This window comes from Azospirillum sp. 11R-A, from assembly GCF_049472615.1.
Lineage (GTDB): Bacteria > Pseudomonadota > Alphaproteobacteria > Azospirillales > Azospirillaceae > Azospirillum > Azospirillum palustre.
On record NZ_JBCEBL010000014.1, the window covers coordinates 148,823 to 169,882 of the forward strand.

14 protein-coding genes are annotated in these 21,060 nt (G+C 66.9%); 12 read left to right on the forward strand and 2 right to left on the reverse strand.

The genetic code is table 11. From position 1 onward, the window contains the following. The first annotated feature begins 2 nt into the window (after positions 1–2). From VH569_RS19645 to VH569_RS19660, 4 genes are all read left to right on the forward strand, one after another. Complete coding sequence (locus VH569_RS19645; RefSeq protein ID WP_423317182.1) at positions 3–2,345, forward strand: GumC family protein; 2,343 nt, start codon at positions 3–5, stop codon at positions 2,343–2,345. Between the two features lie 152 nt (positions 2,346–2,497). Further along, positions 2,498–3,793: an endo-1,4-beta-xylanase gene (locus VH569_RS19650; RefSeq protein ID WP_423317184.1), complete on the forward strand. Its 1,296-nt coding sequence runs from the start codon at positions 2,498–2,500 to the stop codon at positions 3,791–3,793. 157 nt (positions 3,794–3,950) lie between these two features. Then, positions 3,951–4,916 carry a class I SAM-dependent methyltransferase gene (locus tag VH569_RS19655; RefSeq protein WP_423317185.1) on the forward strand — a complete coding sequence of 322 codons (966 nt, stop codon included), beginning with the start codon at positions 3,951–3,953 and terminating at the stop codon, positions 4,914–4,916. Positions 4,917–5,138: 222 nt separating this feature from the next. Further along, entirely contained in the window at positions 5,139–7,667 is a 2,529-nt protein-coding gene (locus VH569_RS19660) for a cellulase family glycosylhydrolase (protein WP_423317186.1), read from the forward strand. Between the two features lie 100 nt (positions 7,668–7,767). Here the strand turns inward: VH569_RS19660 and VH569_RS19665 are convergent, their stop codons facing one another. Beyond that, positions 7,768–8,427 carry a serine acetyltransferase gene (locus tag VH569_RS19665; protein WP_423317188.1) on the reverse strand — a complete coding sequence of 220 codons (660 nt, stop codon included), beginning with the start codon at positions 8,425–8,427 and terminating at the stop codon, positions 7,768–7,770. A gap of 90 nt (positions 8,428–8,517) precedes the next feature. Then, positions 8,518–9,996, reverse strand: coding sequence for a lipopolysaccharide biosynthesis protein (locus tag VH569_RS19670; protein ID WP_423317190.1), 1,479 nt, complete (start codon positions 9,994–9,996; stop codon positions 8,518–8,520). 852 nt (positions 9,997–10,848) lie between these two features. On the opposite strand from VH569_RS19670, the gene VH569_RS19675 reads away from it, so the two are divergent. The 8 genes from VH569_RS19675 (at position 10,849) to VH569_RS19710 (ending at position 21,022) form a co-directional block, all read left to right on the forward strand. Next, on the forward strand, positions 10,849–12,300 hold the full coding sequence (locus VH569_RS19675) for an exopolysaccharide biosynthesis polyprenyl glycosylphosphotransferase (RefSeq protein ID WP_423317192.1): 1,452 nt from the start codon (positions 10,849–10,851) through the stop codon (positions 12,298–12,300). Between the two features lie 249 nt (positions 12,301–12,549). Beyond that, positions 12,550–13,896: an O-antigen ligase family protein gene (locus VH569_RS19680; protein ID WP_423317194.1), complete on the forward strand. Its 1,347-nt coding sequence runs from the start codon at positions 12,550–12,552 to the stop codon at positions 13,894–13,896. Between the two features lie 67 nt (positions 13,897–13,963). Further along, complete coding sequence (locus VH569_RS19685; protein WP_423317196.1) at positions 13,964–14,947, forward strand: glycosyltransferase family 2 protein; 984 nt, start codon at positions 13,964–13,966, stop codon at positions 14,945–14,947. Between the two features lie 23 nt (positions 14,948–14,970). After that, positions 14,971–16,173, forward strand: a complete 1,203-nt coding sequence (locus VH569_RS19690) for a glycosyltransferase family 4 protein (RefSeq protein WP_423317197.1) — start codon at positions 14,971–14,973, stop codon at positions 16,171–16,173. A gap of 376 nt (positions 16,174–16,549) precedes the next feature. Then, positions 16,550–17,719, forward strand: coding sequence for a glycosyltransferase family 4 protein (locus VH569_RS19695; protein WP_423317199.1), 1,170 nt, complete (start codon positions 16,550–16,552; stop codon positions 17,717–17,719). Between the two features lie 90 nt (positions 17,720–17,809). Further along, positions 17,810–18,742, forward strand: a complete 933-nt coding sequence (locus VH569_RS19700) for a polysaccharide deacetylase family protein (protein WP_423317201.1) — start codon at positions 17,810–17,812, stop codon at positions 18,740–18,742. Positions 18,743–19,085: 343 nt separating this feature from the next. Further along, positions 19,086–19,379 (forward strand): phosphopantetheine-binding protein, encoded by a 294-nt coding sequence (locus VH569_RS19705; RefSeq protein ID WP_098737743.1) that lies wholly within the window; start codon positions 19,086–19,088, stop codon positions 19,377–19,379. A gap of 56 nt (positions 19,380–19,435) precedes the next feature. Then, positions 19,436–21,022, forward strand: a complete 1,587-nt coding sequence (locus VH569_RS19710; protein WP_423317203.1) for a class I adenylate-forming enzyme family protein — start codon at positions 19,436–19,438, stop codon at positions 21,020–21,022. Positions 21,023–21,060: the final 38 nt, after the last annotated feature.

Genomic DNA, 21,060 nt, shown 5'->3' on the forward strand with positions numbered 1-21,060 from the left:
ACGTGGAAAACCTTCCCCAGATCAACAATGGAGGCCACGGCGGCCCGCCGGCTCCGGCGTGGCCCACCCAGGTCGGCCACCATGTGCCGCGTGAGTTCGACGGCCCCGCTCCGGCGATGGGCCCCGACTTCCGCTTCATCCTGCGGGTGCTGGCGGCGCACAAGACGCTGATCATCCTCATCGTGCTGGCGCTGACCGCCCTGTCGGCCTTCGCCGTCTCGCTGATGAAGGACAAGTACACCTCCGAAGCCCTTCTGCTGGTCGACAACCGGCAGGTCCGCGTCGTCCGCGCGGAAGACCAGGCGCTGAACTCGATCACGCCGGAAGACGGCGCGATCCTCAGCGAGATCGAAATCCTGAAGTCGACCGCCGTGCTGTCCCAGGCGGTCACCGACCTGAAGCTGGCGACGAACCAGGAATACAACCCGCCGGTCCAGGCCGACGAGACGAAGCCCTTCGTCGAGCGCGCCACCGCCTGGACGCGCGAGCAGGCCCATGCCGTGTTCGGTCCGGAACTGCCGGGCGTCGTCCAGGCTGTCCTGGCCCATGGCGACAACATGACCAAGGACACCCACCTGCGCGAGACCCGTGCCGCCGACAGCATCGACGGCGTGCTCGACCGCGTCCGCCGCAACCTCGAGGTCGGCGTCGTCGGCCGGTCGCGTGTCATCCAGGTCCGCTACACCGCCGGCGACCCCGAGATCGCCCAGAAGGTGGTGGACACCGTCGTCCGCCGCTACATGGAAACCCGCCAGCAGATGGACCGCGACCTGTCCACCAGCGCCGTCGCCTGGCTGGAAGACCGCATCGCCACCCTGCGCAAGGAAGTCGCCGCCGCCGACACCAAGGTCGACGCCGTCCGCTTCAAGGCCGGTCTGGTCAAGAACGGCGCCAACGGCCTGATGGCCACCACCGAGCTTGAGCAGGCCCGCCTGCGTCTGGCCGAGGCCGCGGCCACCCGTGCCCGCGCCGTCGCCCAGGCCCAGACGCTGGAACGCAGCGCCGGCAACGGCGGCAGCCTCGCCTCGCCCGTCGTCGCCCAGCTGCGCGCCACCGTCGCCTCGATCTCCACCGAACTGGCCCAGCTGTCGCGCCAGTACGGTCCGAAGCACCCGCGCATCCAGGAACTCCAGGCCCGCCTGAACGAAGCGAACTCCTCGCTGCAGCAGGAGGTCCGCCACGAGATCGGTGGCGTCCGCGAGGCGGCCAACGTCGCCATCGAGCAGGAAAATGCCCTGAAAGGGATGATCGCCAAGCTGGAATCCGGCTATCAGACGATGACCGAGGAAGCCGTGCCGCTGCGCACGCTGGAGGCCGAGGCCCAGGCCAAGCGCCAGCTGCTCGACAGCCTGCTCGGCCGTCTGGAAGAGGTGCAGGCCCAGCAGGACAACCGCGCCTTCCCGACTGCCGTCAAGCTGGTCTCGGCGCCGCAGGTTCCGCATGAGCCGTCGGGTCCGTTCCGCATCCTGATGCTGCTGGCCGGCTTCGTCGCCTCGCTCGCCGTCGCCATCTTCATCGTCTTCGGCATCGAGCTGTTCCAGCGCCGCATCCGCACCCCGGACGCCGTCCGCCGCATCCTGGGCGTGGGCACGGTCCACATCGTCCCGCACCACTCCACCCGCGGCACCCGCGGCCGCCTCGACCAGATCTTCCAGAACCATCCGTTCTCGCTGTTCTCCGAATCGATGCGCGCCCTGTTCCGCAACCACCTGTCGGATCTGGGTCCGGTCGGCTCCATCGCCGTCACCTCGGCCCGCCCGCAGGACGGCAAGACCTCGATGAGCCTCGCCGTCGCCCAGGTCGCGGCCCAGGCCGGCCGCCGCGTGGTGGTGGTCGACACCGACTTCCGCCGGTCGCGCATCGACGGCCTGTTCAACCTGTCGGCCAAGAAGGGCCTGTCGGACTGGATCTCCGGCACCGCCACCCTGGACGAGATCGTCCACACCAGCGAGGACGCGCCCTATGCGATGATCCCCGCCGGCCGCCTGATGTCGGAGACGCTGGACCGCTTCAACGTCGACGGCCTGATCCACCTGATGGCCGGCCTGTCGCCGCACTTCGACCTGGTGGTGTTCGACACCGCCCCGGCACTGGCCGTGTCGGATGCCCGCATCGTCTGCGGTGCCGCCTCCAAGGTGCTGTTCGTCAGCCGCTGGGGCCACACCACGGCCAGCGACCTGCAGGCGGTCGCCGACCTGGGTCCGATCGACCACAGCAAGTTCGTGGCCGTGATGACCGACGTGAACCTGAAGAAGGCGGCGTCGCGCGGTTACCAGGGTCCCTACAACAGCTATGTCGCGACCCGGAAATACTACGGCGACACCACCCTGCGGACCGCTCCTTAAGCGGGAAGCCGGGATGACCTGAAGCTCCTTCGACCCAGAGGCCCTTTCCTTCCGGACGCTGCGGCGCCCGGAGGGAGGGGCCTCTCCATGACCGGAACCGGCCGCTGGCCGCTTCGACCGGCCCCCGCGACAGGAAGAGAGAGCCCCTCCGCATGACCGAACGTCCGAAGCCCGGTTTCCCGAAATGGCACCCGACCCATTGGCGTCCGAGCCGGCGCGACCTGCTGTGGACCGCCGCCGCCGGTGCGGTTCTGGCGAGCTGCCGCGGCGCCAGCGGTCCGACGACGGCGGAAGCCGCCGCCACCCAGCCGCAGGCGGCGGAGCCGGCGGTGACGCTGCGCGAGGCCTGCCGTGCGCTGGGCATCCGCCACGGTGCCGCCCGCGACCATTTCATCGATCCGGAAGACCCGATGCTCGACCGGCTGATGGCACGCGAATGCGACGTCGTCACCCCGGAGAATGGCGGCAAATGGGGCGTCTTCCAGCACACCGAGGGCAATTACGACTGGCGCCGCTTCGACGCCGCGGTTGAACTGGCGCGCAGCATTGGCGCCACGCCGAACTGGCACACGATCATCTGGCAGCATATGGGCATGCCGCCCTACATGAAGCTTCCCGCCGGCCGGCAGGCGGAGCTGGACATCTCGGAAAGCGCCTATTTCTCGCCGGACGGCAGCTTGAGCGCCGAAAACGTCTGGCCGCGCTTCACCGGCGTGGTGGAGGCGGTGCGGCAGCGCTACGGCGATGTCTTCTACCGCATCGACGTGGCCAACGAGGTCTTCTTCTGGGAGACGGTGGAGAGCCACCCGAAGGAACAGGACCGCTACGGCTTCCGCCGCGGCATGTGGTGGGTGGCGGCCGGCGGGGCGGAGAAGGGGCCGGAATGGCTCGATCCCTTCTTCCACCATGTGCACAAGGCCTTCCCCAAGGCGAAGCTGGTGCTGAACGAGTTCGGCATCGAGATCGACGAGGGCTGGCAGCAGCGCAAGCGCGCCTATCTGCTCGACTGGCTGACCGGAGCGGTGAAACGCGGCGTGCCGATCCACGGCCTCGGCCTGCAAAGCCACCTGATCGGCGGCAAGCCCTATGACAGCGCCGGCATGCGCAAATTCCTGCGCGCGGTCGACAAGCTGGGCCTGTCCGTCCATCTGACGGAGATGGACGTGGACGAGACCCGCCTGCCCCGCTCCTGGTCGCGGACGGAGAAGGACCGGGCGATGGCCCAGCTGGCCCGGCGTTATCTGGCCGACATGCTGGACAATGCGCGGGTGGAGGAACTGTGCTGGTGGCACCTGCGCTCCGACCTGAATTTCATCGCGCGGGAGCATCCGGATCTGGGTGCCCACCCCTCCCCCTATGACGAGGAGTCCCGGCCCCTGCCGCTCTACACGGCGGTGGTGGAGACGCTGCGGGAGAAGGCGCGCACCGGCAAGGCGCGGTCGGGTTGACGGCGCCCCGGAGGACGTACCGCGGGGGTAAGCCGTTGGTGCCGTCCACCCCCTGCGATAGGCCCGCGCACTTTCTCGTTCGCGCGCGCGCGTCCGGTGCCGCTCCCGTTTAGAGTCCCTGAATGCGTCCTGTACCCATCTGATGGAGAGGTCGATCGTGCAGAACACAGCCGACACATTGCCGATGGATCGCCTGCCCGCCGATCGCTCGGCGGACGATGCGCTCGTCGAGCGCTACCGGCGGAAGTTCCACCTCTCGCCGACCTACCCGTTGACGGCCGAGATGGTGCAGCGCCACTGGGACCTGGAGCGGCGGCTTGCCCGCGAGCTGCTGGACAGCAAGCCGGACGAGCGCTGGGACGTGTTCGAGCAGGCCTATACGACGCTCTACACCAGCTGTCCGTGGCTGAACGAGGCGGAGGACGATGCGCACACCCGCAACGACGAGCTCGACTTCCGCCATTTCCTGACCCTGCTGGGCGGGCCGCAGGACGTCTACGAGGTGGGATCGGGCAAGGCCCGGCTTCTGCGCTACCTCGCCCGCCACGGCTACCGCTGCGTCGCCACCGAGGTGACGCGCGAGCGCGGCGCGACATGGATCGAGCAGGATTCCAACGTCACCTGGAAGAACAGCGACGGCATCCACCTCTCCAGTTTCGAGGCGGCCGACCGCTATGACAGCGTGATCTCCACCCATGTCGTGGAGCACATGCATCCGGAAGACGTCCTCACCCACATGGAGAATGTCCGCACCATCCTGAAGCCGGGCGGCAAGTACATCCTCAGCATGCCGCACAAATACGCCGGCCCGGCCGACCTGTCGGAGGTGTTCGGCCTGAACGAGCCGATCTGCATGCATCTGCGCGAATATGGCTGGGGCGAGACGGAAGCCATGCTGCGTCAGGCCGGCTTCGGCCGCGTCGAAGCCGTCTATATCCTGCCGATGGCGGTGCGCCGCCGGATGAACCTGCATTTCGCCAGCCGCGCCTATCTCGGCTATGCGAAGCTGGTTGAGGCATTTTTGGGACGGCTGCCGTTAACCCTTAATCGCAAGTTCGGAAGAGTTGGCCAGCTCTATCTGTTCCGTCCCGAGGTGTTCGTGGTGGCCCATAAGCCCAAGTGACACCCGTTTGAGCGCTACGAAAAAGCGCTAAATCAAAGACTTACCGACATGCCGAACCCCTTTGTTGCTGCAATGCATCGACAAAGGGGTTTTTCGTGTCTCTTTCTTTTCACAAGTGATAGTGGCATTAGAGCCGCATTTCGCTAAAATTTGAAATACCTCGTTAACCTTTTCCGGCCAGATTGGGTTTCAGCGAAATTCACGGAAAAGAGGATACTTCCAATGGCAACGAGCCCCGTCGATACGACCTTCGTCGTCAATGCCTCGGGTGTGACTGCCGGAGGAGTCTGGCCGCATTTCAAGTTCCTCGTCGATGGCGTCGCCGTCGGCCAGGCGACGGTCAATTCCACCAGCGCCGGCCGGTACAGCTTCACCACCAAGGTGGCTCCCGACGCCGCGCACAAGGTCCAGATCGTTTATGACAACGACTGGCTGTCGACCGACAAGGCCGGCATGTACCGCGACCTGATCGTCAAGTCGATCGAAGTCAACGGCAAGACCATCGCTTCCAACAGCTCGACGGTCTCCTACGCCGCTGAAGGTCAGGGCACGCTGTCCGGCCGCGAAATGCTGTCCTGGAGCGGCTCGCTCGATTTCAACATGTCCAAGGACATGTTCGCCGGCTCCACCGGGACCCCGACCACTCCGACCACCCCCACGACGCCGACCACGCCGACGACCCCGACCACCGGCGGCACGCCGATCGTCGTGAATGCCTACGGCAATGCGGCCGGCGGCGTGAACGCCCACTTCAAGGTTCTGGTCGACGGCAAGATGATCGGTGAAGGCACGGCCGGCACCGCCGCCAAGGACTTCACCTTCAACGCTGATGTCAGCGCAGACGCCGCCCACAAGGTCCAAATCCAGTACGACAACGACGCCGTGGTCAACGGTGTCGACCGCAACCTGTACGTCAACAAGATCACCATCGGCGGCCACGCCGTGAACCCGACCGACAGCATCGTGTCGATCGACAAGGGCGCCCTGGACGGCAAGGACGTCGTCGCCGGGCAGCAGGCCATGTGGTGGAATGGCACCATGGAGGTGAAGGCCGACAAGTCCTGGTTCGCCGGCAGCACCACCACCCCGACCACCCCCACCACCCCGACCCAGCCGAGCCTGTCGGTCAGCGACGTGACGGTGACCGAGCCGACCGGCACCAAGACCGCCGGCGGCATCCAGGGCTTCCTGCACACCCAGGGCAACCAGATCGTCGACGAGGCCGGCAACACCGTCCGCCTGACCGGCGTGAACTGGTTCGGCGGCGAGGGCTACAACTACGTGCCCGCCGGCCTGTGGGCCGACAGCTACCAGGGCCACCTGGAGAAGATGAAGTCGGTCGGCTTCAACACCATCCGCATGACCATGTCGGACGAGATGTTCGACAGCACCGCCGTGACGAACGGCATCGACTATTCGAAGAACCCGGATCTGGCCGGCCTGACCCGCCTGCAGGTCTATGACAAGGTCATCGACTACGCCGGCAAGCTCGGCATGAAGGTGATCCTCGACCACCACCGCAACGACGGCGGCGCCGGCACCAACGAACACGGGCTGTGGTACACCGACAAGCACCCGGAATCGACGGTGATCAACAACTGGAAGATGCTGGCCCAGCATTATGCCGGCAACGAGACCGTCATCGGCGCCGACCTGCACAATGAGCCGAGCGTCAGCGCCACCTGGGGCGGCAGCGCCGCCACCGACTGGGCCTCGGCCGCCGAGCGCATCGGCAACGCCATCCAGACGGTGAACAAGGACTGGCTGCTGTTCGTCGAAGGCACCGAATGGAGCAGCACGCTGGCCGGTGCGCAGGCGCGCCCGATCCACTTCGACACCCCCAACAAGCTGGTCTACTCGCCGCACGCCTACGGCCAGAGCGTCGGGCAGTTCAGCTGGCTGAACGACCCGAACTACCCCAACAACCTGCCGGCCCAGTACGACAAGATGTGGGGGTACCTGTACAAGAACGACACCGCGCCGATCATGCTGGGCGAATGGGGCGGCCAATTCACCAGCTCTGCCGAGCAGACCTGGGCCAAGACCATGGCCAAGTACCTGAACGGCGACTGGAACCTGGACGGCAAGAGCGACATCGCGGCCGGCGACAAGGGGATGAGCTGGACGTTCTGGGCCTGGACCCCGGAATCGGGTGACGTCGGCGGCGTCCTGATGGACGACTACAAGACCATCAACCCGACCAAGGCGGCCATCGTGAAGGGCGCCATGGAAGGTGCGGTGTTCGATACCCCGACCACCACCGCCAACACCGCCAACGCCACCTTCACGGTCAAGCTGTCATCCGCCTCCGGCACCCCGGTCACGGTGGATTACTCCACGGTGGACGGCACCGCCAAGGCCGGCTCCGACTACACCGCCACCAGCGGCAAGCTGACCTTCGCCGCCGGCGAAACCACCAAGACCGTGACGGTCAAGGTGCTGAGCGACAGCGTGACGGAAGGCAACGAGACCTTCGGCCTGAAGATCTCCAACGCCACCGCCGCGACCATCGCCGACGCCACCGGCACCGGCACGATCGTCGACGCCTCGGCGGCCAAGGCCGCCGCCGCGTCGCTCAGCTCGGCCGACCTGCTGGCCCACACGATGAGCGCCGCCAACGACACGCCCACCGCGACCACCGCCGAACTGGCGACGACGCAGCAGCTTGCCAGCCATGACGTGTTCGGCGTCACCTTCGACACCTATCACGACCTGCACACGACCGACACCAGCCTGGCGCACGCCGCCTGACCTGTCCGGTTTGTCTGACCAAGTAAGTACCTGAAGGAAAAGGGTCCGACAGCATTGCTGCCGGACCCTTTTTCCGTTTCCGGGGATGGACCCGCCGGGATCAGCCCGGCATCGGCGAGGCGGCGGTGCCGGGCATCATGGCCGACACGCCGCCGACCGGCGCCGGATGCGGGATGTCGGGGATGGTGACCTCGGCCACCGCCTTGCCGGGGTTGCCGGCGACCACGCTGCGGCGCGGCATCGGCTTGGTGACGACGGAGGAGGCGGCGACGATGCATTCGTCGCCGATGCTGACGCCGATCACCACCGCATGCGGTCCGACCCAGACGCCGTCACCCAGTTCCGGGTAGTGGGTGACACGGCCGGTGGGCAGCAGATCGTCCTTCTGGCCCAGGGTCACGCCGTGGAACAGGGTGACGTTGGCGCCGATCCGCGCGCTGGCGTTCACCACCAGTCCCCAGCCGTGCAGGATGCGCAGCCCCGGCCCGACCTGGGTTTCCCAGGGAAGATCCATGGCGGCGGAATGCTGGGTCCAACGGTGCAGCAGCCGGCAGGCGGCGAGCAGCGGCTTGCGCAACAGCTTCCCCAACGGCCCGCCCATCCGGTCCAGCGCCTGACAGCTGCGCAGGGTGAAGGTCACCCGGAACATCCGGTTGCCCGCCAGCAGCTTCAGCACCGCCCCGAGGCCGGAGCCCCCGCCGTAACGGGTGGCGTCCGCCGCAACCGTCTGCCGAAATGTGTAGTGCGGAGCGTCCTGCATCGCGGTGTCATCCTCTCCGATCAAGCATTGTCACGCCGGCTGTCGGGCTGGCCGTCAGAGCGGCTCTCGGGCCGACTCTCAGGCCGCCTCTCAAGCCGTCTGGGGCCGGCGACGAAATCGGGCCGTCATGCGGAACAGCATGGCGCGGTCGGCCTTGCCGAAGCTCGGCCCGAACAGGGCGGCGACGGCGAACAGCATGGTCAGCCCGACCTTGGCGGCGGCGAAGGTCGGGTTCACCTCGAACCCGAACAGGGCGAGGCCGGCCAGATAGGCGATGGCGGCCGGCGCCAGGATGCCCGTCACCCGCAGCGCGCTCAGCGGCGGCTCGCTCGGGCTGAGACGGCGGCACATCGCCTCCGTGGCGACCAGCATCACCAGTTCGCGGCCCAGCACGCCGATGGCGCCGCCCATCAGGCCGAGCGGCCCCAGCGTCACCGCCATGATCAGCGTGCCGATCGCCAGACCGCCCAGCGAGATCGCCGGCAGGACGCCGACCTTCTTGGTCTTCACCAGCCCGACCTCGGCGTGCATGCGAACGCCGTGGACCACATAGGCCAGCACCAGCAGCGGCATGCAGGGCAGAACCGTCTCGTACTCGGCAGACGCGATCAGCCACAGCACCTCCGGCGCGGTCAGCGCCATGCCGAGCGCCGCCGCCGACAGCAGAACGACGAACAGGTAGAAGACGAATTCCGACTGGTCGCGCCCGGCGGTGCTGTCCTGCGCCTCGATCCGGCTGACCGACCAGATCTGCAGGAAGGAGGCGGTCAGGAACATGTAGAGCATGGTGGCGAGCCGCAGCCCGAAGGACAGCACGCCCACCGCCGCGACGCCCATCAGCAGGTTGACCAGATAGCGCATGGCGAACTGGTTGCCCATGTCCAGCATGGTCTGCGGCATGAAGGGCAGGCCCAGCACCGTCACCCGCTTCAGGATGCCGAAGGAGAAGCCGACGCCGTTCGCCGCCAGGATCGCTACCGTCAGCGCGATGCCCAGCCCGACGAAGGTGATGGCATTGGCCAGGAAGATGCCGGTCACGCCCAGATCCATTACCAGGAGGAAGCTGAGGTTGAGGCCGATCAGCCCCACCGCCTTGCCGACCGAGATCAGCAGGCAGGTGCCCGACCGCTTGTGGACCCGGTAATAGGCGAGCGCCAGTTCGAACACGGCGCTGAACGCGATGCCGGCGAAGGCGAAGGCGATGATCGGCCCCTGGTCGGTGCCGCCGAACAGCAGGTCGCTGGCGCCCCAGCCGGCCGGCAGGGCCACCGCCAGCAGCGCCAGCGAGGCGGCCCACAGACCGATCATCGTGGTGCTGACCACGCGGGACCGGCTGCGGTCGTCGGGATGTTCGAAATAGACGACGGTGAAGGCGTTGATCATGCCGATCATCAGCATGACCGCAACGATGTCGCCGACGACGCTGATCAGGGCATAGACGCCGAACTCCGCCGGTGACAGGACCTTCGCATAGAGCGGCAGCAGAAGCAGTCCCGCAGCGCGGTTGACCACGTTCGCCACCATGAACATCCAGCCGTGTTTGATGATCGTACCAGCTTCGACAGCCATCCGGTTTCCTTCGCCCCCTGTAATCCGCTTCTTCTTCCGGTCTCGCCTGCTGGGGAGAGCATCGCGTCCGCCCTGTCGCATGGATCCATGTCGCATGGACCGTTTCCGAAGGGCGGGCCGCACGGGCGCAGATAAGGAAAAAGAACGCGCCAAATCTTGGCGGAGGTCGGGACAGCGTCAATTCGGCCTTGAAGAGACCGGAACACTCTTCGGTGCTAGTCAGCACGGCTTCGGCCAGAGATCCTGGACGTTCCGAGTATGATTTCCGGCGAGTTCGCACGCTGCCTCTTGCGCCCCGCAACAGGCAAGGGTGCGTTCGCGCCACGCCCCCGCTCGGAATTGCTTGACGGCTTCCTTCGGTCGATCCAGGTGGCGGACCCACCCCGCAAGTTCGGCGATCACCCCCGTTCGCGCCGACGCTTTCCGTCCGGTCGAGGGAGGTTTTGACGGCATATACCCAAAAATTGCGGGGATCGCAGGTGCCGCCGGGGGTGTGACACCACCTTGCCGTTAACCCGAAACGCTATCCCCGCTGGGGACGGCATCCGAAAGTATCCCCATTAATATTCGGACCCCCGCACCCTTCGAAACACCGGTGGTATCGCGGACGCGAAATCAACGTCCGTATGCTCTGTTGCTGGCCGAGCTTCCTCATCCTAATTCGTCCTCAACGAACAGCGGATCGGCCCAGCAAAATCATGAAAGAGTGTTCTTTACATAAATGCGCCACTGCCGATGCGGGGGTGCAGCAAAGTAAAGACCGGCCGAATCCCAAGAGACGCTGATGACGAGCGACCATCCGCACGAATGGCCGTGCGGTGGCTGGCATTCCCTTCAACCACGGGACCTGCGATGAGCAAACTGGACCCAGAAGTGGTCATCGATCTGACCTCCACGAAAAAGGCGACGATCCCCACGATCGCCCCCGGGCTGCTGCTTGCACTCTCGGATGGATTGGTCCTCGCCCTGGTGGGGTGGACGCTCAACCATTTCCTCGGCGCCGATGCGCTGACCGAGCCGATGGAAGCCGCCGCCTGGCAGCGGTCGCTGGTGACCGGCCTGATGCTGGTGCCCCTGGTGAAGTCGGTGTTCGGCATCTATACGCTCGGACGCTTCGACTACATGGAACGCACGAGACGGACTTTTCAGGCGGCCTTTCTGTGCTGCGCCGTGCTGGCGGTACCGTTCATCGTGATGGAAGGCTTCCGCTCCTTCTTCGTGGAAGCTCTGTCGATCGCGCTGCTGGGCTTCGCGGTCACCTACGTCGCCGACCTGCTGCTGATCCAGGGTCTGCTGTCCAGCGCGCTGGACTGGCGCACGCCGGTGATGATCGTCGGCGCCGGCCCGCAGGGTGCCGCCATCGCCGAGAAGCTGCAACGCCTGCCCTGGCTCGGCATGCGGCCGGTCGGCTTCGTCGATGACGACGACAGCCTGTGGCAGACCCGCGTCGCCGGCCTGCCGGTGATGGGTCCGGTCGAACTGCTGGCCAAGTCGCCCGCCGTCGCCGGCCAAGCCAGCGCCGCCATCGTCGCCGACATGGGCCGTCACGGCAGCGACCTGACCGGTCTGGTCCGCACCCTGCCCTTCCGCCAGGTCTACTGCGTGCTGGGCGAAGGCAATGTCAGCGCCGTCGATGCGACCTACCACAACCTGCACGGCTCGCTGGCCCTGCGCGTCAGCGTCCGTCCGCCGACGGGCTACCTGCGCATCCGCCGCGCCATGGACATCGTCCTGTCGGCGATCCTGCTGGTCCTGGTGGCGCCGCTGATGCTGGGCCTCGCCGTCGCCATCCGGCTGGACAGCCCCGGCCCGGTGATGTTCCGCCAGAAGCGCTGGGCCGGTGGCAAGCAGACCTTCGACCTGCTGAAGTTCCGCTCCATGCATGTCGATGCGGAAGAGCAGCTGCAGCATCTGCTGGCGAACGACCCGGTCGCCCGCGAAGAGTACATGACCTACCACAAGCTGACGGTCGACCCGCGCATCACCCCGCTCGGCCGCTTCCTGCGCAAGACCTCGCTCGACGAGCTGCCGCAGCTGTGGAACATCCTGATGGGCGACATGAGCCTGATCGGCCCGCGCGCCTACATGCCGAAGGAACTGCCGGAGGTGGGTGACTCCGCCGCGGTGATCGGCACCGTCCGTCCGGGCCTGACCGGTTACTGGCAGGTGTCGGGGCGCCACCGCACCACCTTCCAGGAGCGTGTCGCGATGGACGTCTTCTATGTCCGCAACTGCGGCCTGCTGTTCGACTTCTTCATCCTCTGCAAGACCGCCGTGATGGTGCTGAAGGGCGACGGGTCGTAACCGGCCCCTCCCCGAACCGGATGCCAGCCGGACCCCCGCGCCACCCGCGCGGGGGTCTTTTTGTTGGAATCCTCAGGGCGCATTCCCTTTTTCGGGCGGCAAAGGGAGGGGGTGACGCGAAAGCGGCTACCTCTTTCGGGCCCGGCCTCCTTCGGTCTAATGCCACCGCCCGGCTACGAGATGAGGGGTGTCATCCGCATCTTCAGTGCTGCACAGCCGAACACGGTACGGCAGCCTAAGGGAAAGCCGATGAAAATCCTGGATTTTCTGGAAAAAAGCATCGCCGTCATCGGCATCATCGCCTTCGGAGGCTCGGTGCTTCCGCTGATGCTGACCGGCGGCGACCCACTGGCGGGCGATCTGGAATCGGCCGGCGTCACCGTCCTTTATGGTGGTCTTTATGTTCTGGTGCTCGCCGCCATCGCATTGCGGCCGGCCATCGCCTTCCAGATCCCCTTCGCCAGCCCGGCGCTGACGGCGATGGTCGCCTTCGCCTTCCTGACCGCGCTGTGGTCGCTGTTCCCGGACATCACGCTGCGCCGGTCGATCGCCTTCATGTTCACGACGGTGTTCGGCATCTGGCTCGCTTTGCGCTTCCGCTTCCCGGAGATCATGCGGCTGCTGGTGGTCGGGCTGTCGTTCCTGATGTTCGTCTCCTTCTTCATGATCTTCGCGATGCCGGCCATCGGTCTGGACAGCGCGCAGCATGTCGGCGCCTGGAAGGGCGTGTTCTTCCAGAAGAACGTGACCGGCCGCATGATGGTCTGGCTGGTTCTGGCGCTGGTCTGGCTGGACTGGCAGAAGGAGATGGGCCGCTGGGTCACCCGACCGCTGATCCTGCTGGCGATGCTGCTGATCGTGATGAGCCGGTCCGGCACCGGCCTCGTCACCTCGGTCCTGGTGTCGGTGGCCCTGCTGTCGACCACCATGCTGCGCGGCAGCATCCGCAACTTCGCGCCCACCATGGCGCTGCTGCTGGCCCTGCTGGTGATCATGGTCACCGCCGGCGCGACCTTCTGGTACGACGTGCTCTACGCGCTGGGCCGCGACCCGACCCTGACCGGCCGCACCGTGCTGTGGGAACACATCGTCCACTCGGTCGGCGAACGGCCGCTGCAAGGCTACGGCTACGCCGCCTACTGGTCCGGCTTCAACGGACCGGGCTCCAGCTTCACCCGCGACTGGGGCATCACCTCGGCCCACAGCGGCTGGCTGGAACTGACGCTCGACCTCGGCCTCGTCGGTGTCGCGCTGGTGGTGGCGGTGCTGGGCCGCATGCTGTTCCAGGGCTTCTTCGCCGCCCGCTACGGCAACAGCCGGCCGGAAGCCGCCTGGGCCTTCGCCGTCGGCTGCGCCCTGCTGGCGGTGTCGGTGTCCGAAAGCGTGTTCGCCGAACGCCATTCGATGAACTGGGTGATCGCCACCATCGCCGTCGTCCGGCTGATCCAGCAGAGCCGCTGGCAGCGCCTGCTGAACGACCGGGCGGCCGAAGAGCACCGCCTGCGCCGGAACACCGCTGCCGGCGTCCCTTCCCCCGCTTACGCAGGACGGACCGCCTACGCCGGCCCCTATCCCGGCCCCTTCTCCCGGCACTAGCGGCAGGGCGCTCCAGTCCTCCGTCCCCTGCGACCTTTCCCATTTCCCTTCGACCGAAGGCAGACCCATGAGCCCGAAGAACGAGCCGGCAAGCAGCAACCGCCCGGCAAACAGCGAACAGGCGACCAACGATCAGGTTACGGTCGTGATCCCCACCCGCAACCGCCCGGACATGGTGATGCGGGCGGTGCGCAGCGCTCTCGACCAGACCCATCGCGACCTTGACGTCATCGTGGTGATCGACGGGCCGGATCCGGCCACGGCCTCGCATCTGGCGACACTGGCCGATCCGCGGCTGACCGTGATGGAGCTTGAGACGAACCACGGCGCCGCGGAGGCCCGCAACATCGGCGTGCGCGCCGCCCGGGGCGACTGGATCGCCTTCCTGGACGACGACGACCATTGGATGCCGGAGAAGGTGGAGTTGCAGATGGCGGGCCGCCCGGCCGGCATCCGCTTCCCCATCGTCAGTTGCCGCTGCCAGGTGGTGACCGCCCGCGGCACCTTCGCCTGGCCCCGGCGTCTCGCCACCCCGGCCGACGCCATCGGCGACTACCTGTTCGTCCGCCGCGGCCTGTTCAAGGGCGAGACCTTCGCCCCGACCACCACGCTGCTGGCGCCCAAGGCGCTGCTGCTGCGCAACCCGGTCCCCAAATCCCGCTTCGACGACTGGGAATGGCTGATCACCTGCGGCCGGATCGATGGGGTGGCGCTGGTCCACATCCCCGACGTGATGGCCGTCCATTACACCGAGGAAAACAACCGCGTCACCCTGTCGACCTGCCACAACATCAACCAGGCGCTGGAGTGGGCCGAGTCGATGCGCGACCACCTGTCGCCGCGCGCCTATGCCAGCCTGCTGTTGCAGGCGACCGGCGGCGAGCAGGCGGCCCGCACCGCCGGCACGCGCTGGCGGATCCTGAATTCGGCTCTGCGCGACGGCCAGCCGACACCGATGGCTCTCGCCACCTTCACCATGCATTCGCTGATGCCGGTCGGCCTGCGCCGCCGCCTGCGGCAGGCCTTGTTCTCCGCGTCCGACGCTGCCTGAGCACGAAAAGGACCCCGACGCCTATGGACAGCACCAACGACATCCGCACCCCCACCGGCCAACCGGATGCGCCCACCCGGACCGTCGTCGTGTTCGCGACGCCGGGCGCACTCGACGGCGGCGGTGGCATCGGCCGCATGACGGGCTATGTGGTCGACCAGTTCGACAGGTCGGGCACGACCCGCTCCATCATCCTCGACACCCGCGGTACCGGTAGCGTTCTGCTGTCACCCTTATATCTCGGCGTAACCCTGGCACGGCTGGGCTGGATCCTTGCCCGCCGCCGGGCTTCCGTCGTGCACATCAACGTGTCGGAGCGTGCGAGCTTCCTGCGCAAGGCGGCGGTCCAGCTGGTGTCGGGGCTGATGTCCTGCCCGACCGTCGTCCACCTGCACGGCGCCTCCTTCGTCGAGTTCTTCGAGGGCGGCATGTTCGCCCGCGGCATCAGCCGGTGGCTGTTCAACCGCTGCGGCCGGGTGGTGGTGCTGGGCGACAACTGGCGCGACTTCCTGGTCCAGTCGGTCCGCACCGATCCCCGCAAGATCCGGGTGCTCTACAACGCCGTGCCGGATGTCGGCGCCGACCTCGGTACGCCGAAACCGCCGGAGCCGGGCACCGTCCTATCCCTGCTGGTGCTCGCCAACCTGTCCGAGCGCAAGGGCATCGGCACGCTGCTGCGCGCCTGTGCGCTGCTGAAGGAGCGCGGCCAGCCCTTCCGGGTGACCATCGGCGGCGGCGGCGATGTCGACGGCTACCGCGCCATGGCGGCCGAACTGGGGGTGGCGGAGGAATGCCGCTTCCTGGGCTGGATCGGCCGGGAGGAGGCGCATGCGCACATCCGGTCGCACGACATGCTGTTGCTGCCCTCGACCCACGAAGGGCTGCCGATGGTGATCCTGGAGGCACTGTCGGCGCAGTTGCCGGTCATCACCACGCCGGTGGGATCGATCCCGGAGGTGCTGACCGACGGCGAAACCGCCCGGATCATCCCGGTGAACGACCCCGGCGCCCTGGCCGATGCCGTGATTGAGGTCGGCCACGACTCGGATCTCTACCGCCGGCTCGCGGAGAACGGCCGCCGCCTGTTCCTGAAACAGTTCGTCATCGACGCCTACGCCAAGTCGCTTCTGGCGATCTACCAGGAGCTGGACCGCGGCGCCGTCGAGCTTTCCGGGGACCTGGACAAGCTGGCCGGATCGGCCGCCACCGCATCCAAACGGCGGTAGGCCATGGTCACGCAAATATCGATGATCGGGTTAGAAAACAATCAATGCGGGCATAGCCGAAAGGGAGATGCACATGCACAGGTTGGGTAACCATACCGGCAGGCCAACCCGTTCGGTCGCTCCACAGCGTGCGGATGCTGCATCGCGTAAACTTGCACGTGAACGCCGCCCGGCCTCCGGCTGCGGCGCTTTCCAAAGGGCGGCAGCCCATCGGCCGCACCGCGACGCACCTGTCACGGCCTGATCGTCGGGCCGGCAAGGACCAGAGGCCGAAAACATAACAAGCCCGCCGCAGCCGTCGAAAGACGGACGTCACACGGTAAAAGCCGGGGCGCAACGCAGGAAAAGGCGGGCCGGGAAAGGATCAGGAGCGGACATGATCTATATCGTCTCCCCCGGCGGCACCCAGGAGAAAGGCGGAATGGGCCGTGTGGTCGACAACTTCACGACCGATTTCCGGCAAAATTGCCCGGACGTGAAGTTCGAGGTGATCGACAGCTACGGCCCCGGCAAATTCCACCTGATGCCCCTCTATTTCGCGCGGGCGACCGCGCGGCTTGCCGGCTGTTTTGCCGCCGGCAAGGCCGATCTCGTCCACATCCATATGGCCGAATATGGCAGTGTCCTGCGCAAGGGCATCCTGATCGCCATGGCGCGAACCTTCGGCGTGCCGGTGATCCTGCATCTGCATGGCGGGCGCTTCCCCAAGCAGTTCAAGGACGCCGGTCCGGTGATGCGCTGGGCGATCCGCCGCATGATGGCGATGACCAGCGAGATCGTCGTGCTCGGCGAGTTCTGGCGCGACTGGGTTGCCGAGGCCTTCGGGCCGGAGGCGCGCCAGCGCACCACCCTGCTGCACAACGCCGTGCCGGGTCCGGCATCGCCGCCGGTGCGCGACGATGCGGAAGAGGACTTTGCTGGTCCGGTCCGCCTGCTGTTCCTCGGCCGGCTGATCAAGCTGAAGGGCATCGACGTCCTGCTGAACGCGCTGGCGTCCCCCACCTGCCGCGACCGCAACTGGCAGGTCACCATCGCCGGGGACGGCGATCTGGAGACCTACCGCAGCCTCGCGACGGAACTGGGCATCGCCGACCGCGTGCGCTTCACCGGCTGGCTGGATCAGGCCGGCTGCCGGCGCGAGCTGGCCGGCGCCCATGTGCTGGTCCAGCCGTCGATGTTCGAAGGCCTGCCGATGTCCGTCCTGGAGGCAATGGCGGAGGGACTGACCATCATCGCCACCCCGGTCGGCAGCGTCCCCGACGCCATCGCCGACGGGGAGACCGGACTGCTCGTTCCGCCGGGCGACGTGGCGGCGCTGGCCGATACGCTGGCGCGGGTGATCGACGACCGCACTCTGCGCCGCAACCTCAGCGCCGGGGCCCGCGCGCGGTGGGAGCGCCAGTTCGACGTCGCCGTGTTCCGCGAACGGCTGCTGGAGATCTACCGCCGCAACGCGCGCGGCAGCCTGAGCACGTCGCCCGCCGTCCCAGCCGGACCGGTTCCGGCCGCCGGACCGGCAGGCCATTCGAAGAGCACCACCGGCTGACCCGAAAAGCGGCAGGCCTCTCCCGGTTCAGGCTGACCCAGCCCAGGCACAGGCCCGAACCGGGAGCATCGACATGAAGGAAGGGGCACCATGAAAAACGCCATTGCCAATCTGGTGCGCTGGTCGGGATTCGGTGCGATGCAGCGGTTCCTGAAGGCGCGGAACGCGGTCACCATCGTCGTCTATCACGATCCGGACCCGGAGGTGCTGCGCGAGCATCTGCGCTGGTATGCCAAGCATTACGGCTTCACCACGCTCGATGCCGTCGCCACCGCGATTGAGACCGGCCGCTGGGACAAGCTACCGGATTATCCGCTGGTCATCACCTTCGACGACGGGCACCGGAACAACACGGCGCTGGCGCCTTTGTTCCGCGAATTCGACCTGCGCCCGACCATCTACCTGTGCAGCCAGATCGTCGGCACCGCCCGCCCCTACTGGTGGAAGACCGCTGCCGCCGACGGCATCGGGGTGGAGCGTCTGAAGCGCGTGTCCGACCCGGAACGCCGCCGCCTGCTGGCCGAGGCCGGCAACGATCCCGACAAGGATGGCGACGACCGGCAGGCGATGACCTGGGACGAGATCGCGCGGATGACCGATGTCGCCGATTACGGCGCCCACACCCGCACCCATCCGATCCTTCTGCAATGCGACGACGACCGCTGCTCCGACGAGATCGCCCTGTGCCGTGCCGAGCTGGAGGAGGCGCTGGGCCGGTCCTGCCGCCATTTCGCCTTCCCCAACGGCGATTTCAGCGACCGCGAGGTGGAGGAGATCCGGCGTGCCGGCTACCGCACCGCCCGCACCATCGACCCCGGCTTCAACGACGCCTCGACCGATCCCTTGCGGCTGAAGGCCTTCCCGGTGTCCGACGACGCCACCGTGGAGTGGCTCAGCGTCCAGCTGACCGGCATCCCGGCCTGGCTGCGCAAGCGCAAGGCCGCGAACACTGGCGATTCGGCCAATGGGGCAATCCCCGAATGGACAGGTTCGATGGTAAAGCCCAAGTCGGCAGGCGTATGACCGTAAATACCTACGCCAAGCCGAACGTCAAGCATCCCGCGACAAGCCCTATTACGGGACAACAGAGTGGCTAACCACAGACTTCAATCCACTCCTATCCTTTGAGCCCTCGCAAACCACCGCAAGCATCACAATAAAATTGCATATCAGGCGGATGCGAGAACAAGGAGCCGGAAAACAGCGGGACACATGACAGGGGGTAGCCGGATCTACCCCCAACAGCGTCCCGGCCGAACACCCGGCTCCCCGTTCAGACCGACCGGCTTCCCGACCGAACCCCCGTTGCGACAACCCTCTTTACGACAACCCAAGTCGACCGAACCCAGCAGGAGTTTTCAGAGACATGCGGACCGCCACCCTGACCGACACGACCCTGACCGCTCCCGCCCTGCCGGAAATCCGCGCCTTCATCGTGGAGAATTTCCTGCTCGGCAAGGACTCCGGCTTCGACAACAGCGAATCCCTGTTGGAATCGGGGATCATCGACAGCACCGGCATCATGCACGTCGTCGCCTTCCTGGAAGAGCGCTTCGGCATTGCCGTGGATGACGACGACATGGTCGCCGACAACCTGGAATCGGTGGACCGCATCGCCGCCTTCGTCGGCCGCAAGCAGGAACTGCGCAACGCCGCCTGATCCCAAGGGGAGCGGGAATGCGAGCGGCCAAAAGACGGGCGAAGAAGGACACCACCATGGCCCATCTGGTTCACCAGTTCCTCAGCGAGACGGCCAAGCGGGATCCCTCCCGCACCGCGCTGATCGCCGGGGATGCCAGCCGCAGCTTCGCCGAGCTGGACCGTGAAAGCGACGCCGTCGCCTGCGCGCTCCAGTCGGCGGGGATCGCGCGCGGCGACCGCGTCGCGGTGATGCTGGAGAACTCCATCGAATATGTCGCCGGCCTGTTCGGCACGCTGAAGGCCGGCGGCGTGTTCGTGCCCGTCAACCCCTCCACCAAGGCCGACAAGCTGACCTATCTGCTGGCCGACGCCGGCATCCGGGTCCTGATTGCGCCGGCAGCGTTGGCCCGGCAGGTCCTGCCGGCGCTGGAGACGGTGGAGATGCAGCCGACGGTACTGTGGGTGGGCGCCGGCCTGCCCGACGGTGCCACCGGCCTGCTCTATGCCGACGCGCTGGCCGCACAGCACCGGCAGCCGGCGGAGCCGGGCCTGATCGACCAGGATCTGGCGGCCATCATGTACACGTCCGGCACCACCGGCCGGCCGAAGGGCGTGATGCTGACCCACGCCAACTACGTCAACACCAGCTGGGCGATCTCCACCTATCTGGAGAACACCCCCGACGACGTGGTGATGTGCGTCCTGCCGCTGACCTTCGGCTATGGCCTGTCCCAGGTGCTGACCGGCGCCCGCGTCGGCTTCACCCTGGTGCTGGAGCGTTCCTTCGCCTTCCCGATGGAAACGCTGAAGCGCATGGTGCAGCACCGCGTCACCGGCCTGCCCGGCGTGCCGACCGTCTTCTCCACCCTGCTGGGGCTGGAAGCGGCGAAGACCGCCGATCTCGGTCGCTTGCGCTACCTGACCAACGCCGCCGCCCCGCTGCCGGCCGCCCATCTCCAACGGCTGCGCGAGCGTTTTCCCCAGGCTATCTTCCATTCCATGTACGGCATGACCGAGTGCTGCACCCGGATCAGCACGCTCGATCCCGCCGAACTGGAGCTGAAACCGGCTTCGGTCGGACGCGCCATCCCCAACTCCGAAGCCTTCGTCGCCGACGAGGAGGGCAACCGCCTTCCTCCCGGCCAGGTCGGCGAGTTGGTGGTGCGCGGCGCCAACGTGATGCGCGGCTATTGGAACCGGCCGGAGGAGACAGCCCGGCGTCTGCGCCGCGGCCCGCAGGGCGAGACCCTGCTGTTCACCGGCGACCTGTTCACCCAGGACGCCGAGGGGCATCTCTACTTCGTCAGCCGCAAGGACGACGTCTTCAAATGCCGTGGCGAGAAGGTCAGCCCCAAGGAGGTCGAGAACGCGCTGTACGAGCTGGAGGGTGTGCTGGAGGCCTGCGTGATCGGCGTTCCCGACGATGCCGACGGGTTGGCGGTCAAGGCCTTCCTCGTCGCCCGTGACGGTGCGACCCTGTCGGAAGCGGCGATCCGCCAGCACTGCCGCGGCCGGCTGGAAAGCCACCTCGTGCCGAAATTCATCGAGTTCCGCGACAGCCTGCCGAAGACCGACTCCGGCAAAATCCGGCGGGCGGAACTGGTGGAGGAAATCGGCACGCCGGCACGTCCGGCGGCGGCATCCGTCCGCTCCCCCGCGTAGCGGGGACGGGGCAGGACGGGAGCGGAACGTTCCCCCTA